We start from the raw sequence: 15441 nt of genomic DNA, 5'->3' as shown, positions 1-15441 counted from the left end.
CGGCGCGCTCGGAGGTAGAGCAGCACCCGGTCTAGCGGCTGTTGAACTTGCAGCCTGGCTGGGTCGCTTCGTGGCCGGGGTCATCCGCTCCTCGCATGGGTCGGCTGACGGTATATCAGACGCGGCCCATGGTCGGTGGCGGCGGTGGTTGCGTCCCGGGCCGGGGCGCCGGCATGCGGGTTGTCCTGGTGCCGCTCCCGGAGGAGGCACGGTTTCGAGTGGAGTTGGCAGCCCTGAACCGCGCGGCCGATGGACGAGCGCTGGCACCGGTCGGCGCGCTCAGTTTGGCGCCGACTTGTCGCTGGTCCTGGCCGTTCGAGGCGGCGGGCCTGGCGCTGCTGTGGCGCAGGGTTTGCAGAGCAGCTTCGGAGGCTGCGAGGGGGTCCACGTTTCGGGCTCGAGCCGCGGACAGTAGCTGGCGCGAGAGGTGGTCGACCGGCAAGCCGGACCGAGCTGCTGCACTGCGGACGGCGGGCTCCCACTCTTGGGCGGGTCGGGCGGCGATGATTTGGGCGAGCTCGGCGGCTGCTTCGGAGCCGGTGAGGTGCGCGAGTCGGACGTTGATCATGGTGTCGCCGAGCGGCTGTGCACGCAGCAGAGCTGATCCGAGGGCGGTCGGGCCCCTTTCGGCGAGGAGCTGAGCGGGGTCGGAGTTCGCGGGCAGCTGTGCGTGTCCAGGGTCGAGGTTGTGGGCAGTGAGCAGCCAGTAAGCCCGTCCGGCGGCGGTGCGGCCGGCGGCATCGTTGTCGGTGGCCACGACAGGATCGGCTCCGTAGGTGGCAAGTTGGGCAGCCTGTTCGTGGGTGAGGGCGGTGCCGAGGGGCGCGACGCCGATGCAGCGGGAATTAGTGGCGAGCGTGACGGCGATAGCGTCGAGGGGTCCTTCGACGAGCACCGGGACCGCGCCGTCGTGGAGTGGCTGGTCGAGAGCTCCGTAGAGCTGGTCGCCCTTGTGGAACAGCGGTGTGGTGGGGGTGTTGAGGTACTTCGGCCCGGCGTTGTCGCGGTCGGGGTGGCGGCGGCCGACGAACCCGAGGACTTCCCCGTCGGCGGTGATGGGGAGGAGGGCGCGGTCGCGGAAGCGGTCGATCAGTTGGCCGGTGCTGGCGATGGTGACTAGCCCGGCGGCGGTGAGCTCGTCGTCGGTGACGCCGTGGCGTCTGAGATGGGTGGTGAGGGCGGTCCAGGCGGCGGGGGCGTGGCCGGGTCGGTAGTCGGGGTGGCCGGTCAGGTCGGTGCGGAGCCGTTCGGTGAGGTAGGCCTGGCCCCAGCTGCCGGGTAGCTGGGATTGGTAGAACTGGCAGGCGAGATCGTTGACTGCGACCAGCCGCTCCCGCGTAACAGGGGAGTGGTCCCACGCTAAGGCACGTTGGTAGGCGCGTTCGTGGTCGGCCGCGCTGGGTGGCAGTGGTCCCAGGGTGTCGCGGACCATCGCCGCGACGGCGAGGTCGGCGTCTAGGTAGTCGGCGTTGCTGGTGGCTGCCGCTGGCTCGGCCGGTGCATCAGGGCGGCGAGTGTCGGTGGTCGAGGCGGAGCCAGGAAGCCTGTGGCCGCTGGCAGCGTCGAAGCCGTCCCAGAGGTCGGCGGGCGGCAGGTCCTGAGGGGTCGGAGGATTCTCTTCGGTCGGCGGCGGCGGCGGGGTGGTGAGGGTGGTGGCCCGTCGTAGCAGCGTCAGAGCTTCGGGCTCGCCGGGGAGGCCGGTGCCTAGCCGTTGGGGTGGAAGGAGGTCGTGGAGGGTCCAGCCGCGGTGGAGGCCCCGGTCAATGGTGTTGCTGAGGGCAGGCCACCACGGGCTGCATTGCAGCCCGGCTGCGCGGGTGGCGCCGACATGGCCGGCGAGACGTTCCGCCCAGCCTTCGCTCGATTGCGGGTAGGCGGGGGCCTTGGTGGCTGGAGTGAGGTGGCGAGTAATGCGCCACCAGAGGGCGGCCGCGGCATGGTCGTCGGGTAGCGCGCTACCGGCTGCAGCCTGCCGCAGGAGTTGAACGGCGGGTGTGCCGGTGCGGTTGAGGGCGGCGAGCCGGCCGGCTAGCACACCGGTGAACGGGTCACCAGCGAGTGATGGGTGCAGTTGGGTGAGCAGCGGCGCCCATTCCTTAACGGCGGGGGTGTCGCCAGCGAGCCGCCGGTTGAGCTCGTCCTGCCAGGCCCGGCCAACTCGGTCCTGTCCGCGGGGCCCGGTGGGGCGTCGATCGTCGGGGTCGACGTGGGTGGCGGCCCGCCACACCTGCACCGCGAGCACGAGCTCGGGTGCGAGCCGACCGGGCTGCTGTTCCGCCCACGACGGCGTAGTGATCCCAGGAGTGGTGCGGTCCGGTTCCGTGCTGATCCGTACCTGGTCCGCGAGCTGGGTGACGAGGGCGGCTCGGCGGGTGAGGTAGTTCCCCCATTGGGGGTGCGCGGCGAGCTGGTCGGGGATGCCGGGTAGCCAGGGAAGCGGCCCGGGGGTACGAAGTGGCCGGTCGTCCAGTCGGTCGTCGAGGACCGCCGCCCGGTCGAGCGCACTGCCCAATTCGCGTTGTCCAGCGACGGCGGTGAGCAGTTCGGTGAGGTTGTCGCCGTCGGCGGCGTGCAGGAGGAGGTGGGCTTGGAGGGTTGGCCAGGCGGGTTCGTCGGTGAGGCCGGGCGAGAGGGTCTCGGCGATGTGGTGGAGGGCGGTGAGGGTGTCTGGTCCGGCGAGATGTTCGGCGGCGACGTGGAGGGCGTCGCGGTAGCGGTCGCAGGCGTCCCCGAGCCGGCTCATCGGCTCGGAGTCGACACGGCGAAGGGTGGTCGCGGACAGGGGGGCGGCGTCGCGGGCCAGGATCTGCTCGAGCATATCCGTCGGGGTGAGCGGGTGGGTGGTCCCGGGGCGGATGACGGTGTGGGGGTCGCCGTCGCCGACGACGGGCAGGTAGAGGTGATTGGCGGTGCGGCCGCGGGTGAGCATCGTGTACAGCTGCTGCCGGGACTCCCGTCCGTCGGCAAGTCCATGCGTGGTGTCGGCGGTGACCCCTTGTGCAGCGTGGACTGTGGTGGCGTAGCCGAGCTCAACTGCGGTCTGCACGTAGTCGCGGGGGAGCGTGACGGTGCGGTGGGTCTGGGTGTGCTGGACGGTGAGCCCGCCGGTCGGGGGAAGGTTCAGGACGGTCCACCGGTCGCCGTTCTTCACCCAGTCTGTGGCGGTGACGCGTAGCCGGCGGTCGTTGCTGCGCGTCAGCACCAGGTCGCCGGCCGAGGCCTGGTTGCCGTCCGCCAGCACCACCTCCCGGGTGGGCGGGGTGTCTTGCGTGGTTGCGAGTCGGTGGGTGCGGGCCCGGCTGTTGAGGTCGGCGACGAGGTCGCGGGTGGGGGCGAGCATGACCGCGTCCAGGCCTTTGCTTCGGTCGGTCTGCCAGGCGGTGAAGACTTGGTCGGTCATGGTGGTTTGGTCGCCGACGTGGACGCGGTGCTGGTCGAGGTAGAAGCCGAGGGCTTCGGGTCGGCCGTCGCGGAGGGCGAGGCTGGCGGCGGCTTCGGCGGGGTCGGTGAAGCGGTGTAGCTGGTGCAGTCGGATGGCGCCGTGGGTGGTGGCGATGTCGCGGAGGACGCCGCCGGCGCCGATCGCGGCGAGCTGCTGGTCGTCCCCGACCAGCCGGACACTGCCACCCCGGCCGGTGACGAACGCGACCGCGGTGTCGAGAGAAAGGGTGTCGGCCATCCCGGCCTCGTCGACCAGCACCAACGTGCGTGGCCCGATCCGGGTTGCCCAGTCGGGGAGGTCGGTGTGGTGGTCGATGGCCCAGGTGAGCTTGGCGAGGGTGTCGGTCGGGGCGCCGGTGTGGCCTCGGAGCTGGCCGGCGGCGGCCGCGGACGGCGCGAGCCCGACCACCTGCCCGCCGTCGGCGGTCCACGCCCGGGTGAGCGCGGCCAGCGCGGTGGTCTTCCCAGCCCCGGCCGGCGCGATCGCCAGCTGCAGCCGACAACCCGAGCTGGCCATGGCCCGCACCAGCCCGGCCTGCCCGTCATCCAGGGCAACACCGTCGGCCGTGGACGCGGCGATCGCCTGTTCGACAAGGGCCGGGTCGAGCCGGCGGTGGTCGGTATGGCCGGCGATCGCAACCAGCCGCTGCTCCGCGGCAAGGATCCGGTACGACGTATACAAGGCGGATCCCGCGACTGTGTACACGGAGGCGCCGTCGACGCGGCGCAGCTCCCGCGGCTCCACGACCCCATCGCCCGGTCGGTCCACCCGAACAGAGCCGGTGAGCGAGTGCTGCACGATCCGGTCGACGAGTCGCTCAATCTCGGGTCCGGCGGTGTCGGTGCTGCGGAGACGGCGGTGTGCCTCGGCGCGGAGGTGCCACACCTGCCACGTCGCACGCTGCCCCTCCACCGTCGCCACCACGGCCCGAGCCGTCCGCTCCACCCACTCGGCGTCGGTCTGGACCGATGGCCTGCTGGGCGGGTTCAGGGTGTTGGTGAGCATGCCGTGTAGTTGGCGGGGGCCGCCGAGCACCTGGAGCGCTTGTGCTCGCCAGGTGGCGCGTTGGTCGGCGAGGCTCCGGGGTTCGTGTTTGTTGTCGCGAGTCTCCAAGGTGGCCCGCTGCGCGAGCTGGACGGCTTCAACCGACGTCGGCGGCCGGCCCTGCGCGTGCTGGAAGGCGGCGGCGAGCTCGGCCTGGCGGGATTCGATGGCCTGCCGGCGCGCCGACCACCGGTTGTTGAGTGTCGGGTCGACGCCGACGATCTCGCGGACCGGCCGTTTCCGCGGGTCCGAGTTGGGTCGTTCGGCGAAGCGGACGCCCACCAGGGTGGTGAGGTGGTGTTCGAGGGCGGTGTTGTAGGTCTCCGACGCCACCACGGTCGCCTTGAACAGGATCCGGCCGTCGACGGCCAGCCAGCGTCCGTCGAGGGTTTGCACCTTGTTGGCGACTGCGACATGGGTGTGCAGGTCCGGGTCGCCGGCCCGGCTGTCGCGGTGGGTGAACGCCGCCGCCACCAGGCCGCGGACGTTCACCTGACGTACCCCGTTCGTCCCCTCCCGCGTGAACAGCGCGTGCGATTCCAGGAACCGGAGCGCATCCGCCACTGCCGCCCGATGCGCCTCCTCAACCAGCGCCGCCACCGGCCGGTCGGCGACCGCCCACAGCGTCGACACCGACTTCACCGGGGAGAACGTCAAGTCGAACCCGGCGACCGCGGTCGTCTGCGGCCGCGACAGCTCCGCGATCGTCCCGGCGAGCTCCCGCGGCCCGGCCGGGTTCCGGCCGTGCTCGCGCCGGAAGAACTCGGTCGCCACCTCCGTCCGCACCCGCGCCCGCTCGGGCAACGGGACCGGCCAGTCCCCGGGCAGCCCCGCCGTTTTGTTCACCGCGGCGATGCGGGCGGCGACCTCCCGCCGGAACGGGCTGACGTCGGGGCTGTAGATCCTGAAGGGTGCTCCCAGCCGGGTCACCGCCCGGTAGTCAGCCTCGGTCAGGTCCGGACCGGCCAACCGTTCCCGGTTCTGGTCGGCGAGGGGGTGCAGGCCGTGGCCGAACAGGGCCTGCATCTGCTCCGCCGTCACCGGATCACCGACAGCCAGGCCGTCGATGCCGGCCATCCCGGCGCCCACCCAGACACCGGGCTGCTCACCGCGCTGGCTGTAATACTGAGCCAACCCGGTGTGGCCCTTGTCGGTGGCATCCAGGGCGGCGACCTGCCGGGTCAGGTAGTCATATCCCGACCCCGCCGTCAACTTGTGGATGCTCATCACGCCTACCGAAGGCGGCGGCCGCGGCTGGGCGATCAGCTCAGCCCGGGGGTACTTTCCGGCATGCAAGAGGTGTGTGGCACTGCGATCCTCGGGTCGTACCCCCTCGAAGCCCGGTCGCCCTTAGCGTCGAGGACGCTGGTGGATAGGTCGTCGAGCAGGTCCGGGTCGAGGCAGACCGGCTGCAACCCGTGCGCTGGATGCCAGCTGCGGTGGCCTCGGCGGTTGCTGATTCGTGGTCGGCCCAGCGGTGCAGCTCGATTCCTTCAGTCGGGGGGTAGGCCGACCCCCAGCCGGGTCGACCCCCCCGCTTTCGGGGCGTGGCTTCTCGATCACTCCGCCGAGGAGGATCGGCGCCGGCTTCGCCCGTGAGCAGATCCACGACCCTATCGGCCATGGGGCTGGGGTGTGGCCGTTCGCCGACCAGGTCAGTGGAGCGACTCCGTCCAAGCCGCATCGGGCCGCGTCCAGCACAGTTGAACCCGAACGTCCCCAGGGCCGAGCACGAGTCAGTTGTACGGCGGCAGTTGGGTTCGGGTCGGAGACCCGTGGGCGGTCCGAGGTGGGGGAGGGCCGCATGAGCATGTCGCCTAGTACTTGTGTGCAGGCTTAGTGGACATAGGTCGTAGCACGCCCCATTTGTAGGGGAATAACCCACCCCCACCAAGGGGTGTGAAGCACCGACTGGCCCGGGGAGTCTTCTCTCATGGGACTGGCAGCCGCTGCTTCCTGACGAGCGTGCAGGAGAGTCCACTGATGATCCGAGTCCTGGTCGTCGATGATCACGCGTTCTTCCGCGGCTGTCTGGTGAGCCTGATCGGGGACAGCGCGGACTTCGAAGTGGTGGGGGAGTGTGCCGACGGGGTCGAGGTCGTCGAGGCGGTGGCTGCGCTGCGGCCCGACATCGTCTTGATGGATGTCCAGATGACCACGATGTCGGGGATCGAGGCGATGGCGATGCTGCACCGCGAGGATCCTTCGGTGCGAGTCGTCATGCTGACGAGCGACGTCGCCGACAGCAGCCGGGCCGCCGCTCGTGGTCGCGGGGCTATGGGCTATCTGGTCAAGGGGTGCAGACCTGCCCTGATCCTCGCCGCTCTTCGTCGGGTTGCCCTCGGGGGCACGGCCCGGCCGGAGGACCTCCCCCAGATGAGAGCGGAGATGTCGCTCCAAGGCCCTGAGCGACGGCGTGTCGCGGGCGACCAGAGCAAGCGGGCGTCGTTCGTGCCGTGCATGCCCATGACCGGCGAAGATGATGCACTCCCGCCGCGCACCGAAGGGGACCGGCCGGCGGCGTTGGTGGGCTGGTCAGCACATGGACGAAGACGGCAGGAGCGAGGCTCCACGACTCCCCAGGCACCTCGGTTGCCGGAACATTATGCGGCTGGAGCAGGTCGCGCCTTTCGGTACGCCCGCTTGGCTAGTCGTCGGTCGAAGCCCACAGGCTCAGCCGCGCCGCAGAAGCCGGAGGATGTCCCGTCGTCGCCCTGGCTGCACGATCGCCGCCTTCGTGCTGCGAACGTCTCGCGCTACCTGCTGGTCCCCGGACTGGAGGGGCGAGGCGGGCTGTCGGTCGGCGCGGGTCGGATCGGTGACACGCGACGACGACCATGCTGCCTGAAGTGAGGAGGCGACGGCCATCGGGCCGGGGCGGGCGGCGCTGAGCACCGCGACCATCTCGCTGAGAGACCCGCTCTTGGGGATGTAGGCCGATGCGCCGGCATCCTCGGCGCGGGCGATCCACTCGGGGTCGCTGTGGGCGCTTACCACGGCGACCGCGGTCTCCGGGCTGAGTCGCCGCAGCTCGGTGGTCGCGGCGAGACCGTCGAGGCCGGGCATCATGATGTCCATCACGACGACCGTCGGGGCTAGCTCGACCACTCGCTGGAAGCCTTCGGAAGCGGAGCGGGCGGTGCCCACGCATTCCATGCCGTCGACTGCATCCAGGGCTGCGGACAGCAGGCTGGAGAACGGGGCGTTGTCGTCGACGATCAGCACCCGAACCGGTGCGGTCGGGCCCGTAGTGGGCGCCGCGTTCTGTGGTGTTCGGTCGTCGTTGTTGCTGAGCATGCGTACCCCCGGGAACGGATGCGGGTCGCCATCCGGTGAGAGGTGGCCTCGTCTTCGAGTGGTGACCTTCGGTTGCCAGTTCTTCTGTTTCCGCAGCTGAAGGAGATGCAGTGCGGAGGGCCAGCAGATCTGACCGCCTGATCGAGATCACTCTAGAACGCGCCGAACGGCGGGTGGTTACTGATGGTCACAGACTGGTAGGGCGCGGCTGCCTGTGACTTGCTCGTGGTGTTTTCGAGCCCCGTTTCGGGGGTCGCTCAGGCATCACCTGGTTTCTGCAATGTGTCGGAGCGGGTGCGGCGTCCTTGGCGACTCCCGTCGTCGACGAGAGGGACCCGAGCGGTAGATGGCTCGCAGCCTCGACTGGACGCCAACAGGCCGAAGGGTTCCGCGACCCAAAGGGTGCGCCGCACCGGGATGACGTGCAGGAAAGGGCATCGGCGCCGCCGGGATCAGCGTGTGTCCGATCCCGGCGATGCCTGCTGCTAAGGGCTCAGAGCTGGGTGAGCAGGTCCTTCATGTCTGTGATTTCCTGCTGCTGGGTGGTGACGATGGCCTCGGCGAGCTTGATCGCGTCGGGGTTCTCGCCGTCGGAGACCTCGGCCTGAGCCATCTCGACCGCACCCTCGTGGTGCTTCACCATGCCTTCGAGGAACATCCGCGACGCGTCGGCGCCGCTGGCCGCCTCGAGCTCCTTCATGTCCGTCTCGCTCATCATGCCGTCCATGCCGCTGCCGGCATGGCCGGAGTGGTCCATGTCGTTGTCCATCGGCTGGACCTTGAACCCCCAGCCCTCCAGCCACCCCGTCATCTGGGTGATCTCGGGAGCCTGGGCTGCCTTGATCTGTTGGGCCAGGGTGAGGATGCGCGGGTCGGCGTCGGCTTTGGCCAACATCAGGTCACTCATCTCCACCGCCTGCTGGTGGTGCGGGATCATCATCTGGGCGAACATCACGTCGGCGTCGTTCTGCGGCCCGGACGCCGGCGTCTTGGCCACCGACGGCTCAGGCGAGGAGGGGGCAGCCGTGCTTGAGCTCGGCGCAGCGGAGCTGCTTGCCATACCGCCCATGCCGCCCATACCGCCGGCGTCGGTGTCGTCGGCGCAGGCAGCCAGGCTAAGGGTGGCAGCTAGGGCGAGAGCGCCGAGGCCGGCCTTCATTGCGTGCTTGCTCATCATGAGAAGTCTCTTCTTTCGTACGGGGTCTGTGTGGGACATGCGAGTACTGACCGAGGCCCAGACCTCGCCGTAGCGGGTCTAGCAGGGCTGAGAGTGGCCAGAAGGCGTCAACTACACAGGTCTGCTCACGTTCGCCGCAGCGACAACTCCGTCAAGGAGAGTGAAGGAACCAGCCGTTTGAGGGTTGGCCGGATCGTTGGTGGGGCCAGGCGGGGAAGTAGGAAGGGTGGGAGGTGACGCAGCTGCGGCGGACGCAAGAACCAGCTGAACACGAGCAGCGTCAGAGCCAGCAGGCACGACCCCAACATCATCTCGTGGTCACCACAGGTCAGGCAGCCCTCGTCGACGGCACCCACCCCGCCGGTCCCGGTAGGAGCGGCCAGGTGCGACCCAGTCAGCGCAACTTCGGTAGACCCATGGCCATGAGGGGCGGCCTCGACAGGACCGGCAGCGGCTGTCTCGGTATGAGCGTGCCGGCTGTGCTGGCCTGTTGCGACGTCGTGGCCTACCGACAGTTGGTGCATGCCAACGACGCCTAGCGTCAGTATAACCAGACTCAGGACGTGTAGGAGGTGGCGTAGCCAGCTCTTGCGCGCCTGCCGCAAGAAGCCCAGAAGGGGTCCAGTCCCCGTCCGCTGCATCCCCACCTCACCATCCAATCTGCCGAATTGCCTCGACCCTACCAACCACACCCCAGGGGGGTATCAGGGCCAACCTGTTCTGGGCTTTACCTACAACGTCGCCGCCCTACCCCTGGCCGCCGCCGGTCTGCTCAACCCCATGCTCGCCGGCGCCGCGATGGCCTTCTCCTCGGTGTTCGTCGTGTCCAACAGCCGCCGGCTCCGCGGCTTCAACCCACTCCGGACAACTAGGCCGGGTCAACGCGGACTGCAGGGTTCTCGACCACCGTGAGCAAGTGGAGCAGCAAGAAGCCCGGACCCCCCGAAGGGTGTCCGGGCCGCTTGCTCAGCCGAGCCTGGTGTTCCGTCTGAACAGGACCAAGCTCAGCGCAGGACGCCGCAGACGGCGGGGTCGGTGGCCTCGGCGGGCAGGGCAGCGTTGAGCTCGCTCTTGCCGGCGCCGTCGAAGTCGTACTTGCCGTTGTTGTTGTAGTCGACACCGTGCACGACCAGGACGCCTTCGCCGTTGCGGATGGCGCGGGCGACGTCCTTGCTGGTCTTGATGGTGCGTTCGTAGTTGATGGTGCCCTTCGGTGCGGTGGCGAACCGGTCGACGGCGAGGGCGCTGGCCGGGCTGGTGTCGCCGCTGGTGGTCAGCGAGACCGCGATCGGGCCGTACCGGGGCAGACCTTCGGCGACGTTGAGCCGGAAGTCGCGGTTGGCGTCATCCTTGACCGTCGGGCACTCGTGGCTTGCCTGTGCGCCGTAGTGGATGTGCGCCGCGTGGGGGAGGTTCGGCGCCAGGTGTCTGGCCGTGTAGTCCACCTCGAGCTTCTTGCCTTCGACCTTGACCCGCGCGTCCCCAGTCACGCCGGAGTTGTTGAGGGTGTTCAGCCGACCGGACACCTTGTTGTCGTGGTGGCCTGGGTAGGAACCACTGGCCACGGCTGTGCCGCCGAGAGCGAGGGTGCTGAGCAGGACGGCACCGCTTGCTGCCGTCACCGCTAGGAGCTTGGTCTTCATTGACGTCCTCCGAGTCTGTGCGCGACCACTTCGCGCACTCGTGCTGGTTCGGAGCCCGCGTTCCAGCGGATTGGCCAGCCCTGTCCTTTGTGCTCGCGACTCTCCCGATGGTCGCCGACCCGCGACGGCTCTCCCCTCGGTGTCCGCGGCCCCACCATCCTCCGACTGCGCTGCTCTCGCCGCCTGAACAGCCGAGCCGAGAGCCGGAGCGGCCAGGGCAGCGATCTTATCCGTGGACGACGTCGTCACCGGGAGCCCTGATGAGCAGCAGGACCGCGATGCGAAGGACCACTACCGCCACCAGTGCGACCACCACCACCCGAGCGAACCGCAGGTCCGGCTGATGCGGTAACAGCGCTCAGTCCATCGACTCTGGCGCCAGGGCAACTCGAGCGGGCGCCTCCAGCTACTCGTTGACGAGTACGGGGACGCCGACGGCGGCAGAGACGGCGACGTCGGTCAGGTCCTTCGGCACCTGGATCGTGAAGGGGTGGGCCTCGCTCGGCGTTCCTTCTTCGTGGGCGTGGTCGTTCTTGCTCTCGTCGAGGTGGTAGACGTGGCGGGCGGTGCCGCGCAGCCGACCTTGGCGGTCGTAGAAGCCGGCCAGGGCCTCGAACTCAAGGATCTCGCTGACGTCGCTGGTGATCGTGGCGGTGCCGGTGAGCTTTTTGCCGTCGAAGCGCAGTTTGTCCAGTTCGAAGCGGTTGTCGAACGGGCCTTCAGCCTGGACGACTTCGCCGGCCGAGGGGCTGAGTCCGGCCAGGCTGGGCAGTATCGGGTCGCCCGTGGCGGGGGTGAGGTCGGGGAACGACGTCCGCGCCGCGGCTTGCGGGTCAGCGCTTGCGCCGCGGTTGCCCCAGCGCCACCACGCGCCGGCGGCGAGGACGACCACCACCAGCACCGCGACCAGCATGATCCGACGATTTGGTCTCACAGGAGGCTCCGTTCAGGGTCAGGCATGGCGTCGGGGCCTGCACCGCAGCGGTGCAGGCCCCGATCATCATGGTTTAGCTGTTGAGGCGCAGGGCCTCGGTGACGACGTCGAAGAGATCGGTGTTCTCGATCTCGGCGCCGACCCTGCTGGACCGCGGACCGTACGCGAAGATCGGCACGTCCTGGCCGGTGTGGTTACCGGAGAGGTAACTCAGCCACAGGCTTGCCTCGGCGGTGCCGTCCTTCACCGAGTCGGGGTCGTCGGCGGTGCGGAAGGTGGCGGGGCCGAAGTTCTTGGCGTCGGTCGAACCGGAACCGTTGACCGGGCCCGAGGAGCGGGCGGGGTCCTTGGTGCCACCGGTGGGCCGGCTGGGAGCAGAGTTGTTGGCGGTGTTGCCCGCGTCTACGTTGGCCGGCGGGGTCGTCGCCTCCGCGTTGGTGTAGGTGCCCTTCTCAATGATGTTGAAGCCGGCGCACTCGTGGTCCGCGGTGACGATGACCAGGGTGTGGCCGTCGCGGGCGGCGAAGTCCTTGGCCGCGGCGACTGCGTCGTCGAAGGCCCTCATCTCTTCCAGCGTTTGTGCGGCGTCGTTGGCGTGGGAACGCTTGTCGATCAGCGCGCCCTCGACTTGCAGGTAGAAGCCCTTCTTGTTGCGCCCGGGCCGGTTCAGCAGACTGATGGCTTTGCGGGTCATCTCCGGCAGCGAAGGCTCACGTGCCTCGACTGCAGCACGGTTCTCCCGCTTGTACTTCTCGATGGTCAGGTTGCCCTTGTTGAATAGGCCGAAGACCTTGCGGCTCGAGGTGTTGCGCAGGTCAGCACGGGTGGCCACCGTTTGGTCGGCGGGAGAGCCGAGGACGTCGTAACCCTGCCGCAGCAGGGCCCGCTCGTCGGCGGCGTCGAAGCGCGACAGCCCGCCGCCGAGGATGACGTCTGCGGTCCCGTTCCGGGCGATCTGGTCCGCGATGGGGGTGACCCGCACATCGCTGGTCGGCAGTGCCTCACCGGTGATCGTCAGGTCCTGGCAGGCCGCCGCGGAGTAGGTGGGTCCCTGGCAGCCGCGGGCCAGTGCGTGGCTCATCTGCCCGGCCGGGGTGGCGTCGGTGATCTCTGCGGTGGAGACGTTGCCGGTGCGGTAGCCCTCATCCTTGGCCAGCTCCATCACCGTCGGCACCACCGCGCCCTTCGCGTCGACCCCCAGAGCGGCGTTGTAGGTCTTCACCCCAGACGCCCAGGCGGTCGCCGCCGAGGCCGAGTCGGTGACGTAGTTGGGCTCGAAGTCCGAGTCGCCGGGCTGGCCCGAGTTCTTCTGCACCGCGTAGGTGCGGACCTGCCCGACCACCGGGAGCGACTCCATGTTGAGCTCGCCTGCCGCGCCGTAGTAGCGCTCGCGGGCGGCCGTGACGTGAGAGCGACCCATGCCGTCACCCAGCAGATAGATCACGTTCTTCACCCGCCCGCCTCCAGCGGTCTGCGCCGCCTCGGCCGCCACCACCGTTGTGGCGGTCAACGTCGCTGCGCTCAAGAGCGCCACTACTGCAACTCGTCTGTGTCTCTGCATGCCATGTCTCCGCTCAACAGTCCTTGTGCCACACCGACACACGCTTCACCTAAGACGTCCAGCAGGAACACAGGGGAGCCCACGGATGACGAACAGATGAACACCAACAAGGAACGTAAGAACACTGGGCGACGCCCGGTAGGAGATCAGGCAACGTTTCAGCAGGAACTGGTAGGGGGAGCGGGCCCTCGACCACGCTGCCCCTTCGATCATTAGCAGCGTTCTGCTTGGCGGCGTCAACGCCACCTCACGGGCTCACTTCAGGCCCGCCGAGGACCGATGGAGGGCCGCAGTTGGGCGACCCGATCGCCTGGACTCACCAGCGCCACCAGGTGGAACCACTTCACGAAGCTGTGACCTGCCTCGGAGCTTCCACGCCTGACCCTGGCGCATGATGCCCCCCACCTGCCAGCTGTGACAGAACCAGCCCCAGCGCGCAGGTGCCGCGACTTAGTGCAACTTTAGCCAAGGTCGATCACGACGGCCATCGAGCCAGTGGCGGCGTCTCCAGGGAACGGACGCTGGGCTCACCACCAACGCTCTCACGGTCGGTAGCAACTTCAGCCATCCGCACGGGCGCCCACCGGCGGCTGCTCTGTCATGGGGCCGACCAATCCTTTCCGTGGTCGGTGTCGAACCTATCTCGGTGAGGCCGTGCGGCTCGGAACATCCGGGCGTGACGCCGGAGCCTCCACCCTTTCAAGGAGGAAAGATGCGGAACATTCAGAGACTTGCTGGGGTGGCGTGCGGTGCGGCGGCTCTGGCCGCGTTCGGCGCTGGTCCCGCTCTTGCGGCGACGGGCAGTGTGCACGCGAACCTACGGCCGGTCGCGGAGAACGGCGTCGACGGCAGTGGCACGGCGATGGTGAAGGTGAGCGGCAACTCGATCACCGTGACGATGGCCGCCATGGGTCTGCTGGCCGACGCCCCGCACGCCGCGCACATCCACTTCGGCGCTGACGCCCGGCACGAGTGCCCGACCGCCTCCGACGACAGCGACGGCAACGGCCGCCTGAACACCACCGAGGGTGGCCCGGCCTACGGTGCCATCGTGGTGTCGCTGACCAAGACCGGGGACACCAGCCCCGACAGCGGCCTGGCGGTCGACCGGTTCGACACCGCCAAGGGCGGCAAGATCAGCTACGAGCGGGGCAGCATCAAGGTCTCTGACGACGTGGCCAAGGCCATCACCGACGGCCAGTCGGTGGTCGTCATCCACGGCGTGGACCACAACCACGACGGCAAGTACAGCGGCAAGGCCAAGAGCGACCTCAACCCCGACCTCCCGACCGAGGCCACCGACCCCGCGCTGTGCGGGGTGTTGAGCACCGCCCCCGACGGAGGGATGGCCACGGGTGGTGGCGCGACCGCCGCCGGACCGAACACCACGATGATCGCCCTCGGTGGTGGCGCCCTCCTGGCCGCCGCTGGCAGCGGGTTCGTCGCCGTCCGACGGTTCCGCACCCAGGCCTGAGGGACGCAACCATGGCAGACGGTGGCCGTCGCAGCGGACTGATCGCTGCGGCGGCCGCCGTCGTCCTGCTGCTCGTCGGGATCGTCGTCCTCACCCTCGGGGTGCAGGGCCGGGCTGGACCCCCGCAACCGGCAGCCGCCGAACCCGTCGTCACCGTCAGCCCGACACCGGAACCGACGAGGAGCACACCCAGCCCCAGCCCGGCGAGAAGCGGCGGAGGCCGGACCCCGGCGCGGCCCGCGCCGTCGGCTGAGCCCAAGACCCGGATCGGCGCCTTCCTGCCGGCCTCGGCACCGACGGCCCTCGACATCCCCTCGGTCGGCATCCGCTCCACCAGCTTCGTCGACCTCCAGGTGGCGAAGGACGGCACCCTGAACGTGCCCGGCAGCGCCGACGAGGTCGGCCTGTATGCCGACGGACCCACGCCCGGCCAGCTCGGACCGGCCGTTCTCGGCGCCCACGTCGACAGCAAGAAGGGGCCGGGCGTCTTCTACCGGCTCGGCGCGGTCGAGAAGGGCGACAAGATCCACGTCACCCGAAAGGACAAGACCCGGGTCACCTTCACCGTCGACAAGGTCGCCGTCTACCCCAAGGACGACTTCCCCACCGACGAGGTCTACTACGGCGACTTCGACCAGCCCCAGATCCGGCTCGTCACCTGCGGCGGCCCTTTCGACCCCGTCGACCACTACCTCAGCAACGTCATCGTCTTCGGCCACCGCACCAGCTGACCCATCGTGGTCGGCCACTCGGGCGAGCCCGAGGAGACCAACTTCGATCTGGCTGTCCGCTAGCGACCGCGAAGGCAAGTGCTGCTCCGACGCCGGCTGATGCCGGCTGGCGGGGAGTGCCGTGGAGTCGGCGGCAGC

The 15441-nt window shown here is 69.2% G+C and carries 8 protein-coding genes and 2 pseudogenes; 4 read left to right on the top strand and 6 right to left on the bottom strand.

The features are described 5' to 3' along the window. Positions 1–115: 115 nt before the first annotated feature. Positions 116–5713, bottom strand: coding sequence for a MobF family relaxase (gene mobF / locus BLT72_RS13975; RefSeq protein WP_091413605.1), 5598 nt, complete (start codon positions 5711–5713; stop codon positions 116–118). 756 nt (positions 5714–6469) lie between these two features. Here mobF and BLT72_RS23575 point away from each other — a divergent pair. After that, positions 6470–6754, top strand: a pseudogene (locus BLT72_RS23575) (response regulator); the annotation flags it as partial. Positions 6755–7159: 405 nt separating this feature from the next. On the opposite strand, the gene BLT72_RS13965 reads toward BLT72_RS23575, so the two are convergent. Both BLT72_RS13965 and BLT72_RS13960 read right to left on the bottom strand, forming a co-directional pair. Further along, entirely contained in the window at positions 7160–7783 is a 624-nt protein-coding gene (locus tag BLT72_RS13965; protein ID WP_091413601.1) for a response regulator, read from the bottom strand. 493 nt (positions 7784–8276) lie between these two features. Beyond that, positions 8277–8957, bottom strand: a complete 681-nt coding sequence (locus BLT72_RS13960; protein ID WP_172826076.1) for a DUF305 domain-containing protein — start codon at positions 8955–8957, stop codon at positions 8277–8279. A 706-nt stretch (positions 8958–9663) separates the two neighbouring features. On the opposite strand from BLT72_RS13960, the pseudogene BLT72_RS23570 reads away from it, so the two are divergent. Beyond that, a pseudogene (locus BLT72_RS23570) lies at positions 9664–9872 on the top strand (hypothetical protein); the annotation flags it as partial. A 92-nt stretch (positions 9873–9964) separates the two neighbouring features. On the opposite strand, the gene BLT72_RS13945 reads toward BLT72_RS23570, so the two are convergent. From BLT72_RS13945 to BLT72_RS13935, 3 genes are all read right to left on the bottom strand, one after another. After that, positions 9965–10603, bottom strand: a complete 639-nt coding sequence (locus BLT72_RS13945; protein WP_157720500.1) for a hypothetical protein — start codon at positions 10601–10603, stop codon at positions 9965–9967. Positions 10604–11009: 406 nt separating this feature from the next. After that, on the bottom strand, positions 11010–11516 hold the full coding sequence (locus BLT72_RS13940) for a hypothetical protein (protein WP_091413596.1): 507 nt from the start codon (positions 11514–11516) through the stop codon (positions 11010–11012). A 94-nt stretch (positions 11517–11610) separates the two neighbouring features. Further along, entirely contained in the window at positions 11611–13071 is a 1461-nt protein-coding gene (locus tag BLT72_RS13935; RefSeq protein ID WP_197677036.1) for an alkaline phosphatase, read from the bottom strand. 766 nt (positions 13072–13837) lie between these two features. Between BLT72_RS13935 and BLT72_RS13930 the strand changes: the two genes are divergently transcribed. Together BLT72_RS13930 and BLT72_RS13925 are read left to right on the top strand one after the other, a co-directional pair. After that, entirely contained in the window at positions 13838–14572 is a 735-nt protein-coding gene (locus tag BLT72_RS13930) for a CHRD domain-containing protein (RefSeq protein WP_197677227.1), read from the top strand. Between the two features lie 11 nt (positions 14573–14583). Beyond that, positions 14584–15303 (top strand): class F sortase, encoded by a 720-nt coding sequence (locus BLT72_RS13925; RefSeq protein ID WP_091413592.1) that lies wholly within the window; start codon positions 14584–14586, stop codon positions 15301–15303. The last annotated feature ends 138 nt before the right edge of the window (positions 15304–15441 follow it).

The organism is Friedmanniella luteola (assembly GCF_900105065.1).
GTDB classification, from domain to species: Bacteria; Actinomycetota; Actinomycetes; order Propionibacteriales; family Propionibacteriaceae; genus Microlunatus; species Microlunatus luteolus.
The sequence above is the reverse complement of the archived record's forward strand: the minus strand, read 5'-3'. Positions and strand labels throughout refer to the sequence as shown.

Bases quoted from the DNA above. Each gene is read 5' to 3' on its own strand.
- mobF (WP_091413605.1), bottom strand. From the start codon at position 5,713: ATGAGCATCCACAAGTTGACGGCGGGGTCGGGATATGACTACCTGACC.
- BLT72_RS13965 (WP_091413601.1), bottom strand. From the start codon at position 7,783: ATGCTCAGCAACAACGACGACCGAACACCACAGAACGCGGCGCCCACT.
- BLT72_RS13960 (WP_172826076.1), bottom strand. From the start codon at position 8,957: ATGAGCAAGCACGCAATGAAGGCCGGCCTCGGCGCTCTCGCCCTAGCT.
- BLT72_RS13945 (WP_157720500.1), bottom strand. From the start codon at position 10,603: ATGAAGACCAAGCTCCTAGCGGTGACGGCAGCAAGCGGTGCCGTCCTG.
- BLT72_RS13940 (WP_091413596.1), bottom strand. From the start codon at position 11,516: ATGCTGGTCGCGGTGCTGGTGGTGGTCGTCCTCGCCGCCGGCGCGTGG.
- BLT72_RS13925 (WP_091413592.1), top strand. From the start codon at position 14,584: ATGGCAGACGGTGGCCGTCGCAGCGGACTGATCGCTGCGGCGGCCGCC.